The sequence below is a fragment of the Flavobacterium sp. LPB0248 genome, from assembly GCF_013388355.1.
GTDB lineage: Bacteria > Bacteroidota > Bacteroidia > Flavobacteriales > Flavobacteriaceae > Flavobacterium.
The window spans coordinates 461,063-483,755 of the sequence record NZ_CP058246.1 but is presented as its reverse complement, the minus strand read 5'-3'; the positions used below and the strand labels follow the sequence as shown (position 1 = coordinate 483,755).

Sequence of the window (22,693 nt, the reverse complement as noted above, 5' to 3'; positions counted from 1 at the left end):
CTCTAAATATTTTATTAAAGTTACAAAAAGACAAACAGGAAGTGTTGTAAGATTATCGTAAAAACTTTCATTTTGCAATCTCTGTGCATATAAAAAAGCCCGATGATAATCGGGCTTTTTGTTTTTAATATGTAGCAGGTTTTCTAACATTTTTCCCCACTTTGTTATTCAAATCATCGCCAAGATCTTCTCTTGCAGTATCGGCAATTTTCTGGATTTCGGCTACTATTTCGGGATATAATTGCTGCACATCTCGGACTTCTCCTGGATCATGGGCTAAATCATAAAGCGCCATAGGAAACTCAGCCGAAGCGCCTTCACCGCGATAACCGTCTTTTCCTTGTAATTTTTTGTTGTAGGTTGTGCCTTTATGCGGAAAAACCAATTTCCAGTGTTTATAGCGAATGGCTTCTAAATTATTGCTTCCAACTCCGAAATAATAATAAAAAACTTCTCGTGGACCTGAAGCTGTTTTTCCAGTAAAAACAGGAAGAAAATTCAAACCATCAATTTGGTTTTTTGGTAAAGCAGAACCTGTGATGGAAGCAATTGTAGGCAATAAATCCATATTGGTCATTAACGAACTATTGACCGTTCCAGCTTTTATTTTACCCGGCCAGCGAATTAAAAACGGAACCCTTGTACCGCCTTCCCATGTAGTTGATTTTCCTTCTCTAAAACCTCCCGAAGAACCTGCATTATCACCAAAAACAAGCCACGGGCCATTATCGCTGGTAATAATTAAAACAGTGTTTTTGGCAATTCCTTCTTTATCTAATGTGTTTATAATTTCGCCAATTGACCAATCCAGTTCCATAATAACATCTCCAAAAAGACCTAAATCACTTTTCCCTTTAAATTTGTCTGAAACAGCCAAAGGTGCGTGAGGCAGAGGATGCGTTAGATATAGAAAGAAAGGATTTTTTTTGTTTTTCTGAATAAAACCAATCGCTTTTTCAGTAAAAAGAGTCGTTAATTTTGAAGCATCTTTGATATTTTCAATCGTATCAATAATGGTTGTATTGCTGATTAACGGAAGCGGAGGAAAGCTCGAACGCATGTCTTTAGAATCGGTAACTTTTGAGTAGCCGTCATAATCTATTGGCCATACATCATGCGAATACGGAATCCCGAAGAATTCATCAAAACCGTAATTTGTTGGCCAATAAGGAAGTTCGTTCCCTAAATGCCATTTTCCGTAATTAGCTGTTTTGTAACCGTTTTTCTTCAAAAGCGAAGCAATGGTTTCCTCATTCGGATTTAAAGCGTGTTTGGCTCCAGGAAGCAATACGCCTGACATTCCGATTCTGTTAGGATAACAGCCCGTAAGTAGAGCCGCGCGTGACGCTGTACAAATGGCCTGTCCAGCATTAAAGTTGGTTAAACGCATTCCTTCCTCGGCAATCTGGTTGAAATGCGGAGTGTTAACTCCCGTCATTCCGTACGGTTCTGTGTCGCCATAGCCCATATCATCCATGTTGATGATAATAATATTGGGTTTAGAATTTGAATTTTTATTCTGAGCAATGCTTAAAGAGGCAATTGCCAAAAGAAAGAGCAAGAAGAAGCTTCTTTTCATAATTTGTGGTTTTTGGAGTAATTAATAATGGCATGGCGTATAAGTTTGGTTGACCACAAATATATTCAAAAGATGAAGTTGAGAAACAAAAAAAGCCCATTTCACAAAGAAATAGGCTTTTGTTTTTATTTTAAGAGAACCAGTTAAGGCTTCAAATCCACCACCACTTTTTCAATTTTGCCTTGAAAAGTAAAAGGAGCATCATAAGTTCTGTTTACTGGTGTTCCAAAATCTTCTCCAACATCTAAAGTCTCATCGGCAGAAAAACGGCTTGGCACTGTTTTCGGAATATCTCCGCTGGCTACTTTTTTGCCATCAACAAGCAAGGTAGCTTTAGCCGATTTTCCAATACCGCCGCCTGCGTAATCAAAATTCACTACAATTTTGTGTTTGCCTGCAGTTAAAGCGGTTGGCGATTGTATGCTCCATTTATGATTTGGATAATGAGAAAAAGCATACGCAAACGTTGGTTTACCTTTTTGAAGCATTAAAGCCAATCCGGCAAAATAACCTCCTTGCGTAATAATCATCCCTTCTTGTCCAGCTTTTACATCGACATCGGCTGTTATGCTGAACGATGTATTTTTCATATTAGGTGCCATTCCTTCTGTGATACGAGATGTACCTTGATGAAAAGTAAACTGATTTCTGCCTTTATTTAAATTAGGACGATTTTCGGGATTTACTCTGTCTATGTAACGATCATCAAATGGGAAAACTTTGTATTTTTCTGCCTCTTCCATAAATGCTTTTTGCATTTCTTTCAGTTTTTCTGGATTCTCAGCCGCTATATCTTTTGCTTGGCTGTAATCTTTTGTCAGGTCGTACAATTCCCATTTATAATCTTTAACAGGATCTTCGGTTGGTACAGGATGTCCTTGCCACGGAAGGTTTTTTGGAGTTGTGCTCGCCATCCATCCGTCTTTGTAATAAGCTCTGTTTGCAATAACCTCAAAGTACTGTGATTTGTGTGTTTCGGGTGCATTGGCATTATCAAAAGAATATACAAGACTTTTTCCTGCCATTGGCGTCTGATCGAAACCATCAACTTTTTTAGGTTGCGGAATATTTGCTGCTTCAAGAATGGTTGGAACGATATCGGTTATATGAGCAAACTGACTTCTTATCTGCCCAGTTTGTTTGATTCGTGCTGGCCATGAAATTACCATTCCTGTGCGGCTTCCGCCTAAATGTGAAGCAATTTTTTTGTCCCATTGAAAAGGTGTATTCATAGCATGTGCCCAACTATGTGAAAAATGTTCAGCCATCCATGGACCGCCAAAATCATCTAAATGTTTTAGCATAAAATCCTCGGAGTCAACTTCACCATTAACCATAATACCAATTTCACTAGTTAATCCTTGTCCTGTAGGATCTTCGGCACTAGAACCATTATCTCCCATAATAAAGATGACCAAAGTATTATCATATTGGCCAAGATCTTTGATGCTTTGCAATATTCTCCCTATTTGATAATCACAATGCGCAAGCATTCCGGCATAAACTTCCATTTCTCTCGCTGCCACTTTTTTCATTCCTGGCGATAAAGCATCCCATTTTTGGTAATCTGCTGGAGTAGGAGCTAATAAGGCATCTGGAGGAATAATACCAAGCTTTTTTTGATTTTCGTAAGTTTCAATTCGTTGTTTATCAAATCCCTGATCAAACTTTCCTTTAAACTTTGCAATCCATTCTTTTGGTGCTTGGTGCGGAGCATGCGCAGTTCCAGGAGTATAATAAGCAAAGAAAGGTTTGTTTGGCGAAACATTCTTTTGAGTTTGTATCCAATGAATGGCATGATCGGCTAAATCTTTGTCTAAAATATATTCAGAATCTACTTTATCATCTTTTAAATATGGATCGACAGGTTTTGTTCCTTCAAATAAAGCAGGTCTAAATTGATGCGCATCGGCACCTAAAAAACCATAGAAATATTCAAAACCTAAACCTGTAGGCCATAAATTAAAAGGTCCTGCTGGAGTAGATTGCCAATCAGGTACATTATGATTTTTTCCAAACCATGAAGTTCCGTAACCATTATCGGTTAAGATTTTACCAATTGTAGCAACGCTTCGCGGCACTAAACTGTTGTAACCAGGATACGGAGTGGAGAATTCCATAATAATTCCTGTCGCTGCAGTATGGTGATTTCTTCCTGTAATTAAAGCTGCTCTCGAAGGAGAACAAACCGCTGTGGTATGAAAACGGTTGTAGCGTAATCCGCTTTTGGCAAGAGCATCAAAATTTGGTGTTGGAATTGGTCCTCCAAATGTAGAACTTGCTCCAAAACCAACATCATCAATCATAATCAGTAAAACATTTGGTGCACCTTCAGGAGCACTAATTTCTTTTGGCCATTCTATAGGATCAGAATCTTTAATTGTGGGAGCTACTTTTCCCACTTTTTGATAAGGCTCAATGGGTAAAACGGTTCTATCTGGCCAATTTTGGGCATGCATTTTACCAAAGGCAAGAAATGTGATTAGTACTGCGAATAAAAAGTTATTTTTCATAAAATTAAGTGGTATTATATTTATATAAAAAAAACAGTGATAACTTTTTTAAGAACTTGTATTCTAGTTGAATACATAGTAAATGTACGAAATTTAAAATGTGATATTTAAAATAATGTTAAAATTTTTATAAAGGCGATTTCTAAAATTTTTTGAATAAAAAAAAGCCCATTTCGTAAAGAAATGGGCTTAGGAAATTTGCAAATTTTGGGGCAAATGCAAATCTATCAACTAACTTATTTTGGCATTTCTGGAATTATAATTCTTCTTGTTGGAGTGCTTAGAGTTTCTATAAATGCGAGTAAATCGCTGATTTCTTCTTTGCTCAAATCTAACTTTCTAAGCATTGGATCTGCTTTTGGAATAAGTGAATCTCTTGCAGTTCCTAAGTATTTCTTTTGAACAGGAGACGGATTTCCTAAATTGTATAATTCGACAACATCCAATAAAGTTGGAAAATGTCCGTGATGCATCCACGGTTTTGTGTTTACGACTTCACGAAGCGTTGGCGTTCTAAATTTGCCTATATCTTTTACATTTTTAGTAACATTATAGCGTCCGAAATCTTCATTTTTTGTTCCGAATAAAGTTTGTCCGTCATTATGAAACTGATTGTCGCTGAAATATGGCGTATTATGGCAATTGATGCATTGTGCTTTGGTTCTAAACAAATGCATTCCCTTTACTTGCTGATCGGTAAATGCGTCTGATTTTCCGCTTACAAACTGATCAAATTTACTTTTCGGACTATTGATCGATCTTTCGAAAGTGGCAATGGCATACTGAATTCTTTCTAAAGTCACTTTTTTATCGCCAAAAGCGGCAGTAAATAAAGAATTATAGCCTTTTATCTTTGCAATTTTATCTACAGCAATAGTCAGTTTTTCATTCATTTCTAAAGGATCCTGAACAGGAAATTGTGCTTGATCTTCGAGACTTGACGCACGTCCGTCCCAAAACAAAGAAGTGGCATAAGCTGCGTTTAAAATTGTCATCGAATTGCGTTTTCCAGTTTGGCGATCATGGCCAAAAGAACGCGTTAAATTATCTGTCCAACCCAATTCAGGATTATGGCAGGAAGCACACGCAATTTGTCCGCTTTTAGACAACCTCGCATCAAAAAACAATATTTTCCCTAAACTTTCCTTTTCTTTAGAATACGGATTATAAGCTGGATAAGGAACCGCAGGCAAAACGCCAATATCCTGAAATTTGGCTTTATCGACATTTTCGTGTAATTCCGCAGCAGGCCATTTTGACGAATCTCCGCTGGAATACAGTTCCCGTAATTCCTGAATGTCAATATAATCGGGACCTTCGGCTGTTTTATAAGCCGATAATCCAAGTAAGAATAGGAGTGGGAAGATTAGTTTTTTCAATTCTTTTTGTTTTTTGTTTTTTGTTCTTTTTTGTTTCAGGTTTCAAGTTTCACGTTGCAACAGAACGTGAAACTTGAAACCTGAAACCTGAAACCATTTTCATATTAAAGAGTAACTTCTTTAGGACATGAAATACTCAATGCTGTTGGTTTTGGATATGTTTTGTTGTTGTACATTCTGTATTGTGTCGAAATCGTTCCTCCAAACAGTTTATCGTTGGTTAGTTTTAATTCAAATGAAATTTCATATAAACCTGCGCTGATTTCTTTATAGGTTCCTTCTCCAGAAATGGCAATAACATGCGTATTTGTAGCACTTGATCCGATCGTAATATCTTGCGGAATCACGAGAACGGTTCCTTCTGTTTTGTTGTTTCCGTTTGCTGGGAAAAACTCCAAAGCCGAAGTGATATTAAACCCAGGCGAAATTGCGGCAGAGTTACTTTCGTTAGAAAACCATCTTTTTAAGCCAAAAGAGTTGACTGTATTAGTTCCGCTAGAAACATTAAATCCAATTTTGAAGGCGTCGTGGTAAATGTCATCGTTAGGGTTTGTTGTGCCTTTATCGCTATATAAAATGGCGTTTGGATCGTCTTTGGTAACAACAACTGGATAAGTTAAAGCATTAAAAGTCTGCCATGTACAGTTTCCATTATTATTAAACCAATGTTCACCGTAAGTCAGATAAAAGGCATTTGTTGGATCTGTAAATTTAGATGCTGGATTGGCCTGAATATCTCTCGGAGATTTTATTGGTTTTACGATGGTTAGATTGGTGTTTCCTGTAGCAGTGTAATTAGGAATATTTATTAAAGTAATCTTCGATTCGTAACGGGCATCATCATTTTGAAGATCTTCTAAAAGAGTTAAATGATACGTTACAGAACTTCTGTTATCGCCAAAATCATCATGCGTTAAAGAATATTCAAAACCATTTTGAAACTTGAAAAAGTTAGCGTTTTCAATTTCCTCAGGAAAGAAACCATTTGGAAAATTTACTTTAAAATCGATTGTTTCGCCTACTTCGCCTTTCACATTATATTGTGTTACCGGAAAAGTATAATTGGTGGCAATCGTTCCTAAATCTATTTTGAAAGTATTGTTTGGATAGGTCGAATTTAAATTCCCGATATGAATATCAGGATTAGAAACGGTTTCAAGCTTTAGATTAATACTTTGATTTGCAGTCCATCTTTTATCAAAAGAAACATAAATAGTATCGGTTAGTTTGTTTCCTTGAAATGAAAGCTGATTTACCGGATTTACGCTAAAACTATTTGCAACGCCTGATGTTTCGGCACTAAAATTGGCTGTAACGGCTTCTTTTAAGGAACGAGTGGTAAGAGTTACTGGAACTTTTAATGTTTTTACGGATTTGTTTTCATAAGTGGATTGAGGAACTAAATTTCCGTTTATAGCAGGATATTCCAACGGAGAATTATCTGCTTTTACCAAGAAATTAAATCGTAAATACGGATCAATTTCAGAACCTAATTTATAATCGTCTTTGGAACAGGAAATATATAATAGGGCAGTAAATAGTAGGCTAAATATCTTAATACGAGTCATTTTGCTGCAAGTTTGGGTTAAGATTAGTGTTGAATGTTGGAATTGGCAGGACATATTTTAAAGACGGATAAGTCAAACTGCACACATTTGCAAGACAGCCATCGGTTCTTGAAACATCTTTATGGTTTCTGGCAATATCAAAGAACAAAAAGCCTTCAAAACACAATTCTTTTCTTCTTTCTAAAAAGATATCTTCTTTTAGATTTGCTGTACTGGTCAATAATGAAGCATTGGCGCGGGCGCGAATCGTGTTAATGTCTGCCATTGCAATATCGGCCCTGTTGGTTTGTAAAGCAGCTTCGGCACGAATCAAATACATTTCGCTAAGTCTAAAAGCGACATAACCCGCATTGTCTTGAAACTTTTTGGTAAAACTGTAATTTACGTAAGTCTGAACGCCATCAACCAATGTGAAAAGAGGTTTTACCAAGAAAAGCTGCTTTCTTAAATCATTGTTTTCATATAAATTAATCAAATCATTTGAAGCGGTATATTTTTCAAAACTCAAATCTGTATTATAGCCAAAAACTTTTGACATTGATCCCGAAACATTGTTTTCACTGTCTGTAGGAATAGCAAATTCAAGTAGAACTTCTGAAATTGGAAGATCTGGTTTTGCCCATTCTGTTAATAGGTTTTCTTTACTGGTCAAAGCGGTTCCAGAATTGGTAATAACATCATTTGCTGTTTCGTAAGCATTTGCCCAATCTCCTTTTTGAAGATAAACTCTCGCTAATAAAGCTTTTGTGTTTTTTTGATTGAAAAAAGAGTAAGCAGCGCCAGAAAGCAAAGAACTATCCGAATAATTAGCAAGAGCAGTCTGGAGATCATTAATAAGTAAAGCATACGTTTCTGCAGCGGTTTTACGTGCAGGATATTGTATTCCGGCTTTTATAGATACTGTACTGTAAACGATTCCTAAATGTGATGCATCTGCAGTATATTTATAATCTTGACTGTAAACCAGCGATAAAAGAAAATGCGTATAAGCTCTTATAGCCAACGCTTCTGCTTTGATCTGATTTTTCTCTGCAACGGTAGCGTCGGTTAGGGAAGGAGTATACTCTAAAATTAGATTCGCCTGATTTATAATATCATAACTTTCATCGTAAAATATTTTAAAATTACTTGTCAGCGCTTGATCATCAAAAGAATATACTTGTTCAACATTAGATGGTGTCGAAATCTGCCCTCTAAGACTTCCTGTTGCAATTGGAGTAAATTTGATATTACCGCCTTGTAAATCTGCATAAACAGCAAAACGTTCTGGTCGAACATTGGCTTCTAGTGAAGAATAAAGACCTCTAAGCGCTTGTAAAACGCCTGTTTTATTCTGCAAAAGCTCGTCTATAGAGGTTTGTGTTCCTGGTTCTTGCTCTAAAAAGTCACTGCAGCTTTGCAATGAAAATAGTAGAAAGAATAGGTATAGGTATTTTGAATATTTCATTTTCTTAAAATTTAGCATTAATTCCTAGCGAAATTGTTCTTGCCTGCGGATACGTATAACTGTATTCTCGTACGCCGTTCATTCCTTTTGGACTTTTTTCTTTGTACCAATAGGCCACGTTTGTAGCATCGGCAAAAACAGAAAGTGCATCCAGAAAAGTATTTTTTAACGGTACGTTATAGCTTAGATTAATATTGCTGATTCTGATGTAAGTGGCATCGTAAACGTATTTGCTTAAGTTGGTTATAATTGGCGAAAGCGTAACGGCAGATTGTGTAACATTATCACCTGGGTTTCTCCAATAGTCATAAGCATTTACAGAAAGGTTTCTGTTTGTTGTTACGTTATATTGATCAATAAGAACACTTGATGCTAAAAAGTCTCCGCCAATTTGATAATCGCCTCTAATCGATAAAGTAAGATTATTGTAAAACGTAAAATTATTATAGAAACCTCCATAAGCATCTGCCTGTTTGTCTCCAATAGGTTCCCAATCTGCAATTGTGTATAATTCGCCATACGTTTTAGCATCGTAAACTTGACCATTTTTCTCAACAAGATCTCTTCCAGTAGCAGGATCTACGCCAACCCATTTAACTCCCCACAATGTCGTAGTGCTGTAGCCAATTTTTTGTGCCAATGCTAAATTTGCCACCGAATAGTCGCTTCCTAAACCTTTTAAATCGGTTACTTTGCTGTCTACTGTAGAAATATTGAACGCTGTTGTCCATTTAAAGGCGTTGCTTTTTATCCATTTAATTCTTGTAGTAAGTTCAAAACCTTTGTTGTACATGCTGGCCGCATTTAATTGTATCGAGCTATAACCAGTTTCGGTAGGAATGTCTCTGGCCGTAATTAAATTGCTTTTATTATCATAGTAGTATTCTAAAGTCAATTCGATTCTTTTGAAAACATTAAAATCAAATCCAGCGTTGAATTTTGTGTTTTTTTCCCAGCTTAATCTGCCGTTTGGAGCCGCTCCAGGCGTTGCTTCTATACCGCCATTGTATCCGTTTTGGCTAATATTATATAATCCTTTAGATCTATAAGAACCAATCTTAGAATTTCCTGTTGTACCATAACTGGCTTTTAATTTCAGGAAATCAATCCAAGAATTTGAGTTCAGGAAATTTTCATTGGTAATAATCCATCCAACGCCCAAACCACCGTTATGAGCTACGTCGGTATCATCTCCAAAAACAGAACTCTGATCGCGACGGTAATTGGCCAACAAGAAATAACGTTTTTTGTAATTGTAGTTTACTTGCGAGAACAAAGAAACTCTCGAGTTATAGCTAATTTCGTTTCTATAACTCTGTCCATCTATAGATTCATCTTTTGGCGTATCTGGATTGTCGTCTCTTATCGCTTCAGAAACTTTATGAATGTATTCTGGGTTTAAAAATCCAATTCCAGCTTTATAATTAAAATCAGTTTTATCCTCAGCAAGTTCAAAACCAACTACACCATCAATTTCATGAGTTTCGTTCCATTGTTTATTGAATAAAGCTTGTCCTTGCCAGTTCCATTTGGTAGAATTTCTCTGATTGATAACGCGGCGTCCCCAAGCTGGACGACTAATTCCCTCCAACATAAAAGTTCCGTTATATTGACCGCTTTCATTTGCTGCAGAAAAGTAGCGATCCTGTTCTTTATCGGTATAATCCATACCGAAAAGAGTAGAAAATTTAATGTTTTTATTGAGTTTATAAGATAAATTCAAACTTCCTAAAAGACCAAAAGTTTGTGCTTCGTTTTTATTTTGCTCAATTGCCGCCAAAGGATTCCCTCTTGCAGAACCGCTTACACCCAAATTGGCATAAGAACCATCAGAATTATACAAAGCAAGCGTTGGAAGATAGGCAAAACTATAAAAGATATTTGGAGCATCTTTTTGCACATAACTAGGATTCAGCATCAAGTTAATGTCCCATTTTCCAGAGTTGTAACCCAAATTGATTCCCGCGTTTAACTGTTTGGTTTCGTTACCAATCTGCGGTTCATCTATTTTAGTGTAACTTACATTAGTTCTATACGAAAATTTAGAAGTAGAACCCGAAACATTAAAATTATACTTATTATATATTCCTGCACGATTTAATATATTAAACCAATCGGTATTGATACCGTTATACGAAACAGGAACATAACCTGGAGTAGTATTTTTCATGAACTCATTTCGCAGTTCTGTATATTGTTCTCCGTTTAAATATTTAATCTGATTTATGGCAGAAGAAACTCCAAGCTGATTTGAGAAGCCAAATTGTGTTTTTCCTTTTTTACCCTTTTTGGTTGTAATCAAAATTACACCATTAGCTCCGTCAGCACCATAAATACCAACCGCTGCAGCATCTTTTAAAACAGAAATAGTTTCAATATTCTCTGGAGCAATTTTCATTAACGGATTCGCCAAATTTTCGGCATAATCGCCGTTTCCATTAAAGTTGGCACTGTCAATTGCATATTCTTCGCTCATAACCACACCATCTACAATAATAAGAGGCTGAGACGAAGTTCCTGTAATAGCACCGCTTAAAGAAGACAAAGTACCTTGTCCGCGAATATTGATTTTAACCGGACCGCCAACGCCAGAAGTATTTTCAACCAAAACTCCAGCAATCTGACCTGTAATCATTTTGTCAAAACTTTCAGAAGCCTGTTCAACCGCAATATCTTTAGCATTTAAAGTCGAAATACTTCCAACAATTTCCTCCTTCAATTTAGTAGTGCCATAAGAAGAAGTTACCACAACAGGATTCAATTCATCGGTAGTTTCCTGAAGATAAAAAACAAACGTTTTTTTGTCTTCTGCTTTTTGCGATTGCGTTTCCATTCCTAAAAATCCTGCTTCAAGAACCAGATTTTCGATATTGCTTCCTTTTAGCTGATAAACAAACTTTCCGTTAAAATCGGTTATAGCACCCATTCCAGTTCCTTTTATTCGAATAGAAGCGCCTGGAAGAGGCTGTCTGTCTTTTGCATTGTAAACCGTTCCGCTAATCATTCGCTGCGTTTCCTGAACAGTATTATTTGGAGCGTCAGAAATTGAACTCGTTAAAAGAACTTGTTTTTTCTGAATGTAAAACGAAATGTTTTTGTCTTTTAATAACTGCGTTAAAGCCGTTTCTAAACTGACATTATTTACATCTAAATCACCAAGCTGATCGGCATCGATTTTTCTAGCATTATAAATGATCCTAAAATCGGTTTGCTCTTCAATAGATTTGATAATTAGGCTTATAGGTTTATTTTTTGCATGTAATGTTATGAGTTTATTCTGAGAAAATCCTTTAAATCCAGATATGAGGAGGGCTAAGAAAAACAGAATTTTTCTTAAAGCGGGCTGTATCGTAAATGTCATGTTTATTTATTTATCGCGGATTGGTGATGGTAATCGTTTTTTGTTTAATGGAATAATTAAAAGGCGTGTCACGTTTTAGGAGATCTAAAATGTTCTCGACACTAGATTCGCTAATATTTATTGTACCAGTAAAATTCTGTCTGGCCAAATCAGAATTTTCATTGATAATTTCAACGTCGTAGGTACGCTGAATAATTTTAGCGATTGTAGAAAATGGGGTGTCTTTAAATGCCAGTTCTCCTTTTGTCCAGGCTGAGTAAAGGGAAACATCAACATTTTTGAGGGTAATTTTTTTAGTATTATTTTGCCAAGTTGCCATTTGATTTGGCTCGAGCAAAATAACATTTGAAGGATCTGCGGTTTCAGACATCTGGATGCTTCCTTCTAGTAAAGTGCTGTTAACAGTTGGATTTTCGGGATAAGCGCTCACATTAAACTTTGTCCCAAGAACCTTAATATCAACCTGATTGGCGTTTACAACAAACGGATGCTCTTTATCTTTGGCTACTTCAAAAAATGCTTCACCTGTCAAGTATACATTTCTGTTTCCGTTTAAGCCAAATTGTTCCGGATAACGTAAAGAACTGCCGGCATTTAAACTCACAATAGTACCATCTGAAAGTTTAAGTTTAAAGCGTTTTCCGTATGGAACCGAGAGTGTATTGTAAATCACTTTATGATCCTGAACTTTGCCAAAATAAATAATTTCAGTCGGAAATTTTTTGGCAATCAAATCGCCTTTGTCATTCAACAATGCAGTTTCTTTTTTTCCAGATATATATTCCAGACGGCCGTCGCCCAATTCCAGAACAATTTCTTTTGGAGTTTCAGATTTGCTGTTAAATAAGTAAAAAGTTGTTCCTAACGCCAAGAACACTAAAAATATCGCAGCATATTGTAAATACTGTCTAATGCTATTTTTTGGTTTCATCTGGATTACTGGAACCGTTTCAATAGATAAATCGGAAGAAAGAGTGGTGAATGCCCAAATCTTTTTCGTTTTTATAAATTGTTTTTTGTTTTCTTCTGATGCCTCAATCCAATCAAAAAGTGCCTGAACTTCTTGTTCTGAAGCTTCATTAGAAAGGTATTTATATATTATTTCCGATGTCATATTTGCGTTTTAAAACTTCTCGCCATTATAAGTACACCTCAGAATTAAAATACCCTACCTTTTATTCTTAATTATTATAAATAAGGATAAAAATTAAGAACAAATAATCAGATAAGCGGGTTTTTAAAATCTTCAAAGCCTTTGTCATATGGGCTTCGACAGCTTTTAAAGAAACTCCCATTTCTTCGGCGATTTCTGCATTTTTTTTATTCTCGAAACGTTTTTTTATAAAAACTTCTCGCGTTTTTGGTGGCAGATCGCTAATAGATTCCTGAATAATACGTTCTAACTCGGTTAATTCTAAAGTGTCGAACTGAATGGAGTTTAAAACCTCAATATCCAATTCTCGCTCTTTGTGGTTTAAGAGGTCATTTTTGAATTTATCTTTCACTTTATTGTGGCGAATTAAATTCAAACATTTTGATTTGGCATAGGTAAACAAGAAAGCCTGAATTCCGTTAACAGATTCCACATTTTCTCTATTTTGCCATAAGTGTAGTAAGGCTTCCTGAGCCAGATTTTCGGCTTCGTCCTGATCGTAAATGAACTGAACGCTGAAAGATTGAATTCTTCTAAAATATTTATCGTAAAAAAACTTAAATGCAGTTTCGTCGCCTTCCTTAAAAGAATGGAAAAGATCTAATTCGAAACTGGCATTATTATTCATTAAACGGAATTTATTTGAAAAAAAGCAATATGAAGTAAATATTAAAAACAACTCAAATTTGCTCAGAAAGCGGCAAATATAAAAGTTTATTTATATTAATTCTAAATAAAATAAAATTATTGAGTGTTTGAAGAAATTTTATTCAGAATAGGTTTATTTAACCGCTAATTGGCTGCTAAGTTAACCGCAAAGAACGCAAAGGTTTACGCAAAGTTTGCAAAGTATTTTACCAAAGCTTTGCGAACTTTGCGTTTCAATAAAGCTTTGTATAGAATCAATCTTTGCGCTCTTTGCGGTTAAATAAGCAGTTAAAATATCAAAGATTGCTATACAATAATTGCAGTGTATGAAAATCGGATGAACCATCAAAGTGTTTGTGAAGCACTTCTTGAAAAATTGGTTCTGTATTTTGAACGCTGGCGAACAATGTCATACAGGATTGAAGATTTTCTACATCAATGCTTTCAAAAATATCAGAAACATTTTCTTCCTTTTTGATCAGTTCAGAAGTGATTTCTATAAGATGTTTTCCTAGAATTGGATGCTCTAGAAAAGCAATTGCTTCATCGGCATTTTTGATTTCGTAAAATTTGGAAGTATCATTAGAACCCATTCCTTTTATCTGCGGAAATATAAACCACATCCAAGGAGATTCTTTCTTACCATTTTTAATTTCGTCCAGAGCTGTCAGATACAATTTATTCTGAGCATCTAAAAAACGAAGCAGTCCATTATTGTTGTAGGCCATTACTTACTGATATTTATTTGGGGTATCAGGCCATAAATCTAGTCAAAATATGTTTACTTGTATAAGGTCAGATTCTTTTTTTAATGCCATTTTTTAACATTTTCAACAGAATAATTTAGAAAAGCGATTCGGTGTAAAATTGGATAGATTTATTTTGCATTAACAGATAAAATCGTATTAATAAATGATTTTATTGTTATAAAATGAAGTTTTAGTTGGTAATTCTGTTATGATTTTCCTATTTTTATAAACAAGCGGTTTCTAAAACTGCTGTATTCTTTAAAATTAGAATTGATATTTACTTCTTTATAATATCAATATTTTTCAACCGGGCAGTCTCGCCCACAAAAAATAACATGCTTATGAAAATAGGATTAATCGGATTCGGAAAAACTGGAAAATCAGTAGCTTCAATATTATTAGAAAATAAAAAATTCTGCTTAGAATGGGTTTTAAGACAAAGTACAGTTTTGGAACACAGATCGGTACCAGAATTCTTTGGAGTGCAGTCAGAAGAACCCGGCTTAATCTATTCTAGTTCTAAAACTTCTATCGAGGAATTATTAGATAAACATCCTGTCGACGTTATTATCGATTTTTCATCGCATCAGGGAATTTACACGTACGGTGAAGCGGCAGCCAAAAAGAATATAAAAATCATATCGGCAATCTCTCATTATAAAGATAAAGAACTAGATTTTTTAAAGAAACTAGCTAAGAAAACTACAGTATTCTGGTCGCCTAATATTACTTTAGGAGTAAACTATTTATTATTTGCTGCTAAATTTTTAAAGAAAATTGCACCTTGGGTGGATATCGAAGTAAACGAAGAGCACTTTAAAACCAAACAGGGAACATCTGGAACAGCAGTAAAAATTGCCGAAGCACTGGATGTGGATAAAGAAAATATCAATTCGGTTAGAGCAGGAGGAATCGTTGGAAAACATGAAGTTATTTTTGGTTTTCCATTTCAAACCGTGCGTTTAATTCACGAATCGATTTCGAGAGAAGCATTCGGAAACGGAGTTATTTTTGTGGCCGAAAATCTAAAAGAGAAAGAAAAAGGGTTATACAATTTTGAAGATATTCTAACGCCTTATTTTACGGTTTAAGTTTGTTTTTTGCCGCTAAGACACAAAGACACTAGGTTTTTTTAATCTTGCAGAGTCGCAAAGTTTTTCTTTTTTTAAGTTTTTTAGGTTTAAAACTTTCCACCTTTGCGTCTTAGCGGCAAAAACTTATTTCCTAAAAGTCAAAGCCTTCATATATTCTAAATTCATTTTAGCAATAGAAAGCACCGAAATTCCCTGTGGACATTCTATTTCGCAGGCTCTTGTATCAGAACAAGCTCCAAAACCTTCTTCATCCATTTGTTTTACCATCGAAACAACACGTGTTTGGGCTTCTAATTTTCCTTGTGGCAAAAGTGCTAAATGCGTTATTTTGGCACCAACAAACAAAGCGGCGCTGGCATTTTTACAGGAAGCGACACAAGCTCCGCATCCAATACAGGCGGCAGCATCAAAAGCGGCTTCTGCAGTTTCATACGAAATCGGAATACTGTTTGCTTCTGGCGCTTGACCCGTTGCCGCGCCAATAAAACCTCCCGAAGCAATGATAGAATCAAATGCTTTTCGGTCAATTTTTAAATCGCGGAGAACAGGAAAAGCTTTAGCGCGAAAAGGCTCAATATAAATAGTATCCCCATCCTTAAAACTTCTCATATGAAGCTGACAGGTTGTAGTATTTTTTAAAGGACCATGAGCGCGTCCGTTTATCATTACGCCGCATTGCCCACAGATTCCTTCACGGCAGTCATGATCAAATTCGATTACACGTTCCCCATTTTGAATTAGAGATTCGTTTAAAAGATCCAGCATTTCTAGAAACGACATATGTTCAGATACTCCATCAATTTCATAATCTGTCATCTCTCCTTTTGTTGAAGAATTAAACTGGCGCCATATTTTTAGATAAAGTTTCATAGATAATTATGAGTTATGAGTTATGAATTTTGAGTTGTTAATTAATAATTTACAATTAACAATTCACCATTATTTATAGCTTCTCACTGCAAGTTCCACCGATTCAAAGGTTAAAGGTTCTTTATGAAGTTCTGGTTCGTTATTTAAACCTTTCCATTCCCAGGCAGAAACATAGCAGAATTCATTGTCGTTGCGAACAGCCTCGCCATCAGCAGTTTGATATTCTTCTCTAAAGTGTGCACCGCAGGATTCTTCACGCTGTAAGGCATCGTAGCACATTAATTCGGCTAATTCGATATAATCGGCAATTCGGCCTGCTTTTTCTAGTTCGCTGTTTAAAGTATTATCCCCAGTGATTCTGAGATCTTTTTCAAATGAAGCTTTCAGTTCACGAATTTCGATTAAAGCTTCTTCCAATTTTTGTCTGCTTCGTGAAAGACCACATTTTTCGTATAGAAGACGTCCGATTTTTTTATGGAAATAATCTGCTGAAAGTGTTCCGTTCGTATGTAAAAAGCGATCCAGCTGCCTTCTCACGGCTTTCTCAGCTTCTTCAAATGCAGGATGCGAAATATCAGATTTCGGTAAATTCAATTCGCCAGCCAAATAATTCGGAATGGTATATGGCGCAATAAAATAACCGTCGACACAAGCTTGAAGCAGTGAATTGGCACCTAGACGATTGGCGCCATGATCGGCAAAATTGGCTTCACCTAAAGCAAATAAACCTGGAATTGTAGTCATAAGTTCATAATCGACCCAAAGCCCGCCCATAGTGAAATGCGCCGAGGGCGAAATCAGCATTGGTTCTTTATAAGCGTTTATTCCTGTAATCTTTTCGTACATCGCAAAAAGATTGCTGTATTTGGCTTCGATTTTATCTTTTCCCTGTGCTTTAATGGCATCCGAGAAATCGAGATAAATAGCATTTTTCATAGGTCCAACACCATGACCCGCATCAATTCTTTCTTTTGCCGCTCTTGACGAAATATCTCTTGGCGCTAAATTTCCAAAGGAAGGATAACGGCGTTCTAAGTAATAATCGCGTTCTTCTTCGGGAATGGCGTTTGCAGTTCGTTCATCTGCGGCTTTTTTAGGAACCCAGATACGTCCGTCATTTCGAAGCGATTCCGACATTAAAGTCAGTTTTGACTGGTTTTCACCATGTTGAGGAAGAGAAGTAGGGTGAAACTGAATCCAGCTCACGCCTGCCATATAAGCACCTTTTTTATGCGCACGCCAAATGGCAGAGCTGTTACAGCCCATGGCCAAAGTAGACAGATAATATACTTTTCCGTAACCGCCAGAAGCCAAAACTACGGCATCGGCGGCATGACGCTCTAAAATTCCAGTTTCGAGATTTCGTGCAATTATGCCTTTGGCTTTGCCATCAATAACAACGAGTTCAAGCATTTCGTGACGGGTATACAAAGTCACTTTTCCTAAAGATGCCTGACGCTCCAAGGCTTGATAAGCGCCCAATAAAAGCTGTTGTCCGGTTTGGCCTCTAGCATAAAAAGTTCGAGAAACCTGAACACCTCCAAAAGATCGGTTGTTTAAATAACCCGCATATTCCCTTGCAAAAGGTACACCTTGTGCAACTGCGTGGTCTATAAGATGTGCAGAACATTCGGCTAAACGATAAACATTGGCTTCACGAGATCTGAAATCGCCACCTTTTATGGTATCGTAAAACATTCTGTAGGTACTATCACCATCGTTTTTGTAGTTTTTGGCAGCATTTACTCCGCCTTGAGCGGCAACAGAATGCGCGCGTCGTGGAGAATCCTGAAAGCAGAAGGATTTTATATTATAACCTTGTTCAGCAAGCGAAGCCGCGCAGGAAGCGCCTGCAAGACCTGTTCCAACGACTATAATATTTAGTTTTTTTCGGTTTGCGGGATTGACCAATTTGGCTTTAGACTTGTAAAGACTCCATTTATCAGCAAGAGGACCTTCGGGTATTTTTGATTCCATCATTTTTAGTGGTTTAAAATGAATTGATACAAAAGCTTTAATAGAAAACTAAATTTAGTATAAAATATTGATATTTAGCTGTTTTTGTATGAATATGTTTAAATAAAAAATGGATTTTAATTACAGTAACATGTTTAAATTTTTCACGCAGATTAAAAAAGATTTAAGCAGATTATTGCAGATTCTAATAAAAAAATCCGCAATAATCTGCTAAATCTGCGTGAAACAAAAAAATTTTAGCAGTTATATATTTAAATCTTTTAGGAAGATTTTAAATAAAAAAAAATCTGTTGAATCTGCTGAATCTGCGAGCAAAATTACTCCCGCAGATTTAGCAGATTCAGCAGATTTATAAAATTGAATTGAAATATTTTTAAAAATTATTTCTCGATTATCATGGTAACTCCTTGACCGCCTGCGGCACAGATCGAAATTAAGCCTCTTCCTGAACCTTTTTCGTTCAATAATTTGGCCATTACGCCAATAATTCTTCCGCCAGTTGCGGCAAATGGGTGTGCGGCTGCTAAACTGCTTCCTTTTACATTTAGTTTGTTTCGGTCAATAGCCCCTAACGTTTTCTTTAAACCTATTTCGGTGCTTAGTTCTGGGCTTTCCCAGATTTTTAAAGTTGCTAAAGTCTGAGCTGCAAAAGCTTCGTGAATTTCGTAATAATCAAAATCTTGCAAGTTTAATTCTGCTTTTTCCAGCATTCTTGAAGCTGCGAATAAAGGTGCTAATAGAAGATTCTGCTGATTTTTGACATATTCAATAGCAGCAATTTCCGCGAAAGTAATATACGCCAAAATAGGAAGTCCTTGTTCTTTTGCCCATTCTTCGCTAGCCAGAAGAATACAAGAAGCTCCGTCTGTTAAAGGTGTTGAATTTCCTGCGGTTAAAGTACCATTTACTTTATCAAACGCTGGTTTTAATTTCGCTAGTTTTTCAATTGTACTGTCTCTTCTAAGATTATTGTCTGTATCCAATCCGTTGAAAGGCGTAATCATATCATCAAAAAAGCCTTCATCATAGGCTTTGGCCATATTCAAATGACTTCTTAAAGCAAACTCATCTTGGTCTTCACGCGAAATTTTATAATATTTTGCTGTAATCTCGGTATGTCCGCCCATAGAGAGTCCAGTTTGCGATTCCTCATTTTTAGGAACCAATGGACTAAGATCTTTTGGACGAAGTTTTAGAAACGTTTTGATTTTCTCACCCAAAGACTTTGCTTGCCTGGCTTCTAACAATACTTTTCTAAGTTTTTCGCTTACCGCAATTGGCATATCACTTATCGAATCTACACCTCCAGCAATTCCAGAATCAATTTGTCCGAGCGCAATTTTGTTGGCAATATAAATAGCACTTTCAATTCCGGTATCGCAAGCCTGCTGCAGATCGCATGCAGGTGTTGCGGGGTCTAGACTGGTTTGCATGACACATTCTCGAATCAAATTATTGTCGTAAGTATGTTTAATTACAGCACCTCCAGCAACTTCGCCTAATAATTTTCCTTTTAGATTGTATTTATCAATAAGACCATTGAGTGCAGCGGTCATCATATCTTTATTTCCCACATTAGAATAAGCTGTATTAGCTCTTGCAAAAGGAATTCTGTTATAGCCTACAATGGCAACTTTTCTTATTGTATTTGATTTCATATCAGGAAGTTATTTGTTTTTGGTTTTGAAATTTCGAAATATAAAGATAGAAATAGATTTTGGTTTCCTGCTTAATGCAGATTAAGATTATCAGGAAATAGGAGAGAAATGAATGGTTCAAATTTTATTTTAACGGATTTAGCATAATAATTTATATTTATTTAGAATGAATTAAAATAATTTGGAAATGTTAAGATTAGCATATACTTTTGTCGCTCAATTTAAAATCAAAACCAAATGAAAATAATTATGAATGCCAAAGTTTATCTTTTTGTGCTGTTTTTGAGCTCATTAAATATGATGGCTCAACAGCTTGGAACTGTAAACGGGAAAGTTTCTTTGAGCGGAAATAAACCCGCAGAAAATATTGCTATGGCTTTAAAAGGAACAAAATATTCAGATATTACAACTGTTTCAGGACATTATGAAATTAAAAATGTAAAACCAGGAACATACACTATTGTATTAAATGGAGTAGGAATTCAGCCTATTGAGGATAAAATCGTAGTTAATTCAAAACAAGTAACAACTAAGAATTTTTCTCTTTCAGAAAGCCAGCAAGATCTTGAAGAAGTGGTGATTAAAAAGAATAAATACAAGCAAGATAAGCCTTCATTATCATTACGTCTTCAAACGCCAGTTTTAGAAATTCCTCAAAACATACAAATTGTAAGTGGACAGACTTTAAAAGACCAACAGATTACAAGTATGAGCGATGGTGTAATCCGTAACGTAAGTGGTGCTGTACGTTTAGAACATTGGGGAGATTTGTACACCAATATTACCATGAGAGGTTCTCAAATCCAGGCTTTTAGAAACGGATTTAATGTGGTTTCTTCTTTCTGGGGACCATTAACTGAAGATATGAGTTTTGTTGATCATATCGAGTTTGTAAAAGGTCCAGCGGGTTTTATGCTTTCAAGCGGTGATCCAAGCGGATTATATAATGTGGTGACTAAAAAGCCTACAGGTGTAACAAAAGGTGAGGTGAGTGTGCTTGGCGGAAGCTATGATTTTTATAGAGTTAGCGTTGACTTTGACGGAAAATTGGATAAAAAAGGAAAATTATTATATAGATTCAACGGAGCAGCGCAGCAAAAAGGATCGCATCGTCCATTTGAACACAATAATCGTTATGTAATTGCTCCTGTGATTTCATATCAAATTGATGATAAAACGAAAATTACTGCCGAGTATAATTTTCAATACGCAAATATGACTGAAGTAGGTTCTTACTATGTTTTTGGACCTAAATCTGATGGATATGCAACTTTGCCTCGTAATTTTACGATGACACAGCCTGGACTGCCTGATACAAACATTCAAGATCATAGCGGTTATCTTCAGTTCGAACATAAGTTTGACGAAAATTGGAAGCTTACAGCTCAAACGTCTTATTTTAAATACATTCAGCAAGGGTATAGCTCTTGGCCAAGTTTAGTTGGGCCAGCTGAAATAGATACGGATGGAGACAAAATTTCAGATGTTTTCCTTGATAAAGGAGATATCATTAGAAATGTTGGTATTTGGGATGCAGAAAGCAATATGTATTTAGGGCAGATTTTTGTAAATGGAAAATTCAGTACAGGAAATGTTTCTCATAAAGTATTGGGTGGAGTAGATTTAGGAAGTAAAGATTATATGGCTGATTGGGGACAATCTCATGATTTGGATACTTATGCAAATCCTTTTAACGTTTACAATCCAAATTATGGCACGCCATCAAATGGTTTACCGCAATTTGATCACGATACTCCGTTAAGCCAAAGAGCAGTAGGACGTTATGGTTCGAAATATGCTGCGGGATATGTACAGGATGAACTTGGTTTTTTAGAGAATAAATTGAGATTGACTCTTGCGGCAAGATATACTTGGATTAGCCAGACGAGCAGTTATGATCAACCGCAAGAAGATAGCCATATTACGCCTCGTGCGGGTCTAAGTTATTCTATTACTGATGATTTTGCAGTTTACGGATTATATGATCAAGCCTTTACACCTCAATCGGGTGTAGTGAGAAGTGGTGATGTAAAACCGCTTACAGGAAACAATGTTGAATTTGGACTTAAAAAAGATTGGTTTGACGGTTCTTGGAATACCAGTTTATCGGTTTATAATATCTTAAAGAAAAATGAGCTAACGGGAGATCCTAATAATCAGCCAAATGAGCAATATAAAATAGTTTTGGGTGAAAAAAGAGCTCGTGGTGTTGAATTTGATTTGAGAGGAAAAATCTTTGATGGTTTAAATCTTATTGCAAATTATGCTTTTACAGAGTCAACGGTAACCAAAGTTGATCCAGATGTTTCCGAAGCTAATGGTATTAAAGTAGGAGATGTTGTGCCTGGCTATGCTAAACATACTGCAAATGCGTGGTTAAATTATACGCTTCAAAATGGTAAGCTAAAAGGTTTTGGTGCTTCGATCGGTGGAACTTTCCTTGATGGACGTCAAACAGATACTTGGAGTCCAGGAGTTGTAAAACTTCCGACTTACTTTAAACTAGACGGTGGATTATCTTATGAAACCGGTAAATTTAAAGTGACTGCAAACGTGTTTAATATTTTAGACAGATATCTTTATAGCGGTTCGTACTACAGCTGGTTAAGTGCTTACTACTGGCAGACAGAAGCGCCAAGAAACTTTAGAGTTGGTGTTACTTATAAATTCTAAATCGATTTGTTTTAGTTGAAAAAT

The 22,693-nt window shown here is 36.0% G+C and carries 14 protein-coding genes; 2 read left to right on the top strand and 12 right to left on the bottom strand.

Features of this window, described 5'->3' with window-relative positions; all coding sequences use genetic code 11:
- Positions 1-124: 124 nt before the first annotated feature.
- The 9 genes from LPB248_RS01780 to LPB248_RS01740 form a co-directional block, all read right to left on the bottom strand.
- Positions 125-1,579 carry a sulfatase gene (locus LPB248_RS01780; protein ID WP_177209898.1) on the bottom strand — a complete coding sequence of 485 codons (1,455 nt, stop codon included), beginning with the start codon at positions 1,577-1,579 and terminating at the stop codon, positions 125-127.
- Between the two features lie 143 nt (positions 1,580-1,722).
- A complete protein-coding gene (locus LPB248_RS01775) occupies positions 1,723-4,092 on the bottom strand; it encodes an arylsulfatase (protein ID WP_177209897.1) in 2,370 nt (789 codons plus the stop codon).
- A gap of 236 nt (positions 4,093-4,328) precedes the next feature.
- The gene (locus LPB248_RS01770; RefSeq protein WP_177209896.1) at positions 4,329-5,471 is read right to left on the bottom strand and encodes a cytochrome-c peroxidase; all 1,143 of its coding nucleotides are present in this window, start codon (positions 5,469-5,471) and stop codon (positions 4,329-4,331) included.
- A 104-nt stretch (positions 5,472-5,575) separates the two neighbouring features.
- Positions 5,576-7,039: a hypothetical protein gene (locus LPB248_RS01765; protein ID WP_177209895.1), complete on the bottom strand. Its 1,464-nt coding sequence runs from the start codon at positions 7,037-7,039 to the stop codon at positions 5,576-5,578.
- Entirely contained in the window at positions 7,026-8,486 is a 1,461-nt protein-coding gene (locus LPB248_RS01760; RefSeq protein WP_255462991.1) for a RagB/SusD family nutrient uptake outer membrane protein, read from the bottom strand. Before LPB248_RS01760 ends, LPB248_RS01765 begins: the two co-directional genes overlap by 14 nt.
- Positions 8,487-8,490: 4 nt before the next feature.
- Positions 8,491-11,847, bottom strand: a complete 3,357-nt coding sequence (locus LPB248_RS01755; RefSeq protein WP_177209893.1) for a SusC/RagA family TonB-linked outer membrane protein — start codon at positions 11,845-11,847, stop codon at positions 8,491-8,493.
- A 10-nt stretch (positions 11,848-11,857) separates the two neighbouring features.
- A complete protein-coding gene (locus LPB248_RS01750; protein ID WP_177209892.1) occupies positions 11,858-12,961 on the bottom strand; it encodes a FecR family protein in 1,104 nt (367 codons plus the stop codon).
- Positions 12,962-13,028: 67 nt separating this feature from the next.
- Entirely contained in the window at positions 13,029-13,628 is a 600-nt protein-coding gene (locus LPB248_RS01745) for an RNA polymerase sigma-70 factor (protein WP_177209891.1), read from the bottom strand.
- A 316-nt stretch (positions 13,629-13,944) separates the two neighbouring features.
- Positions 13,945-14,376, bottom strand: coding sequence for a DUF1810 domain-containing protein (locus LPB248_RS01740; RefSeq protein WP_177209890.1), 432 nt, complete (start codon positions 14,374-14,376; stop codon positions 13,945-13,947).
- Positions 14,377-14,738: 362 nt separating this feature from the next.
- Here LPB248_RS01740 and LPB248_RS01735 point away from each other — a divergent pair, with 362 nt between their 5' ends.
- On the top strand, positions 14,739-15,488 hold the full coding sequence (locus LPB248_RS01735) for a 4-hydroxy-tetrahydrodipicolinate reductase (RefSeq protein ID WP_177209889.1): 750 nt from the start codon (positions 14,739-14,741) through the stop codon (positions 15,486-15,488).
- Between the two features lie 126 nt (positions 15,489-15,614).
- Here LPB248_RS01735 and LPB248_RS01730 read toward each other — a convergent pair whose 3' ends face one another.
- From LPB248_RS01730 to LPB248_RS01720, 3 genes are all read right to left on the bottom strand, one after another.
- Complete coding sequence (locus tag LPB248_RS01730; protein WP_177209888.1) at positions 15,615-16,361, bottom strand: succinate dehydrogenase/fumarate reductase iron-sulfur subunit; 747 nt, start codon at positions 16,359-16,361, stop codon at positions 15,615-15,617.
- 69 nt (positions 16,362-16,430) lie between these two features.
- Positions 16,431-18,341 (bottom strand): fumarate reductase/succinate dehydrogenase flavoprotein subunit, encoded by a 1,911-nt coding sequence (locus LPB248_RS01725; RefSeq protein WP_177209887.1) that lies wholly within the window; start codon positions 18,339-18,341, stop codon positions 16,431-16,433.
- Between the two features lie 377 nt (positions 18,342-18,718).
- Positions 18,719-19,996, bottom strand: a complete 1,278-nt coding sequence (locus LPB248_RS01720) for an acetyl-CoA C-acetyltransferase (protein ID WP_177209886.1) — start codon at positions 19,994-19,996, stop codon at positions 18,719-18,721.
- Positions 19,997-20,233: 237 nt separating this feature from the next.
- Here LPB248_RS01720 and LPB248_RS01715 point away from each other — a divergent pair, with 237 nt between their 5' ends.
- Positions 20,234-22,669 carry a TonB-dependent receptor gene (locus tag LPB248_RS01715; RefSeq protein ID WP_177209885.1) on the top strand — a complete coding sequence of 812 codons (2,436 nt, stop codon included), beginning with the start codon at positions 20,234-20,236 and terminating at the stop codon, positions 22,667-22,669.
- Positions 22,670-22,693: the final 24 nt, after the last annotated feature.

Bases quoted from the DNA above. Each gene is read 5' to 3' on its own strand.
- LPB248_RS01715 (WP_177209885.1), top strand. From the start codon at position 20,234: ATGAAAATAATTATGAATGCCAAAGTTTATCTTTTTGTGCTGTTTTTG.
- LPB248_RS01760 (WP_255462991.1), bottom strand. From the start codon at position 8,486: ATGAAATATTCAAAATACCTATACCTATTCTTTCTACTATTTTCATTG.
- LPB248_RS01750 (WP_177209892.1), bottom strand. From the start codon at position 12,961: ATGACATCGGAAATAATATATAAATACCTTTCTAATGAAGCTTCAGAA.
- LPB248_RS01730 (WP_177209888.1), bottom strand. From the start codon at position 16,361: ATGAAACTTTATCTAAAAATATGGCGCCAGTTTAATTCTTCAACAAAA.
- LPB248_RS01775 (WP_177209897.1), bottom strand. From the start codon at position 4,092: ATGAAAAATAACTTTTTATTCGCAGTACTAATCACATTTCTTGCCTTT.
- LPB248_RS01780 (WP_177209898.1), bottom strand. From the start codon at position 1,579: ATGAAAAGAAGCTTCTTCTTGCTCTTTCTTTTGGCAATTGCCTCTTTA.
- LPB248_RS01735 (WP_177209889.1), top strand. From the start codon at position 14,739: ATGAAAATAGGATTAATCGGATTCGGAAAAACTGGAAAATCAGTAGCT.
- LPB248_RS01765 (WP_177209895.1), bottom strand. From the start codon at position 7,039: ATGACTCGTATTAAGATATTTAGCCTACTATTTACTGCCCTATTATAT.
- LPB248_RS01720 (WP_177209886.1), bottom strand. From the start codon at position 19,996: ATGAAATCAAATACAATAAGAAAAGTTGCCATTGTAGGCTATAACAGA.
- LPB248_RS01740 (WP_177209890.1), bottom strand. From the start codon at position 14,376: ATGGCCTACAACAATAATGGACTGCTTCGTTTTTTAGATGCTCAGAAT.
- LPB248_RS01725 (WP_177209887.1), bottom strand. From the start codon at position 18,341: ATGATGGAATCAAAAATACCCGAAGGTCCTCTTGCTGATAAATGGAGT.
- LPB248_RS01755 (WP_177209893.1), bottom strand. From the start codon at position 11,847: ATGACATTTACGATACAGCCCGCTTTAAGAAAAATTCTGTTTTTCTTA.
- LPB248_RS01745 (WP_177209891.1), bottom strand. From the start codon at position 13,628: ATGAATAATAATGCCAGTTTCGAATTAGATCTTTTCCATTCTTTTAAG.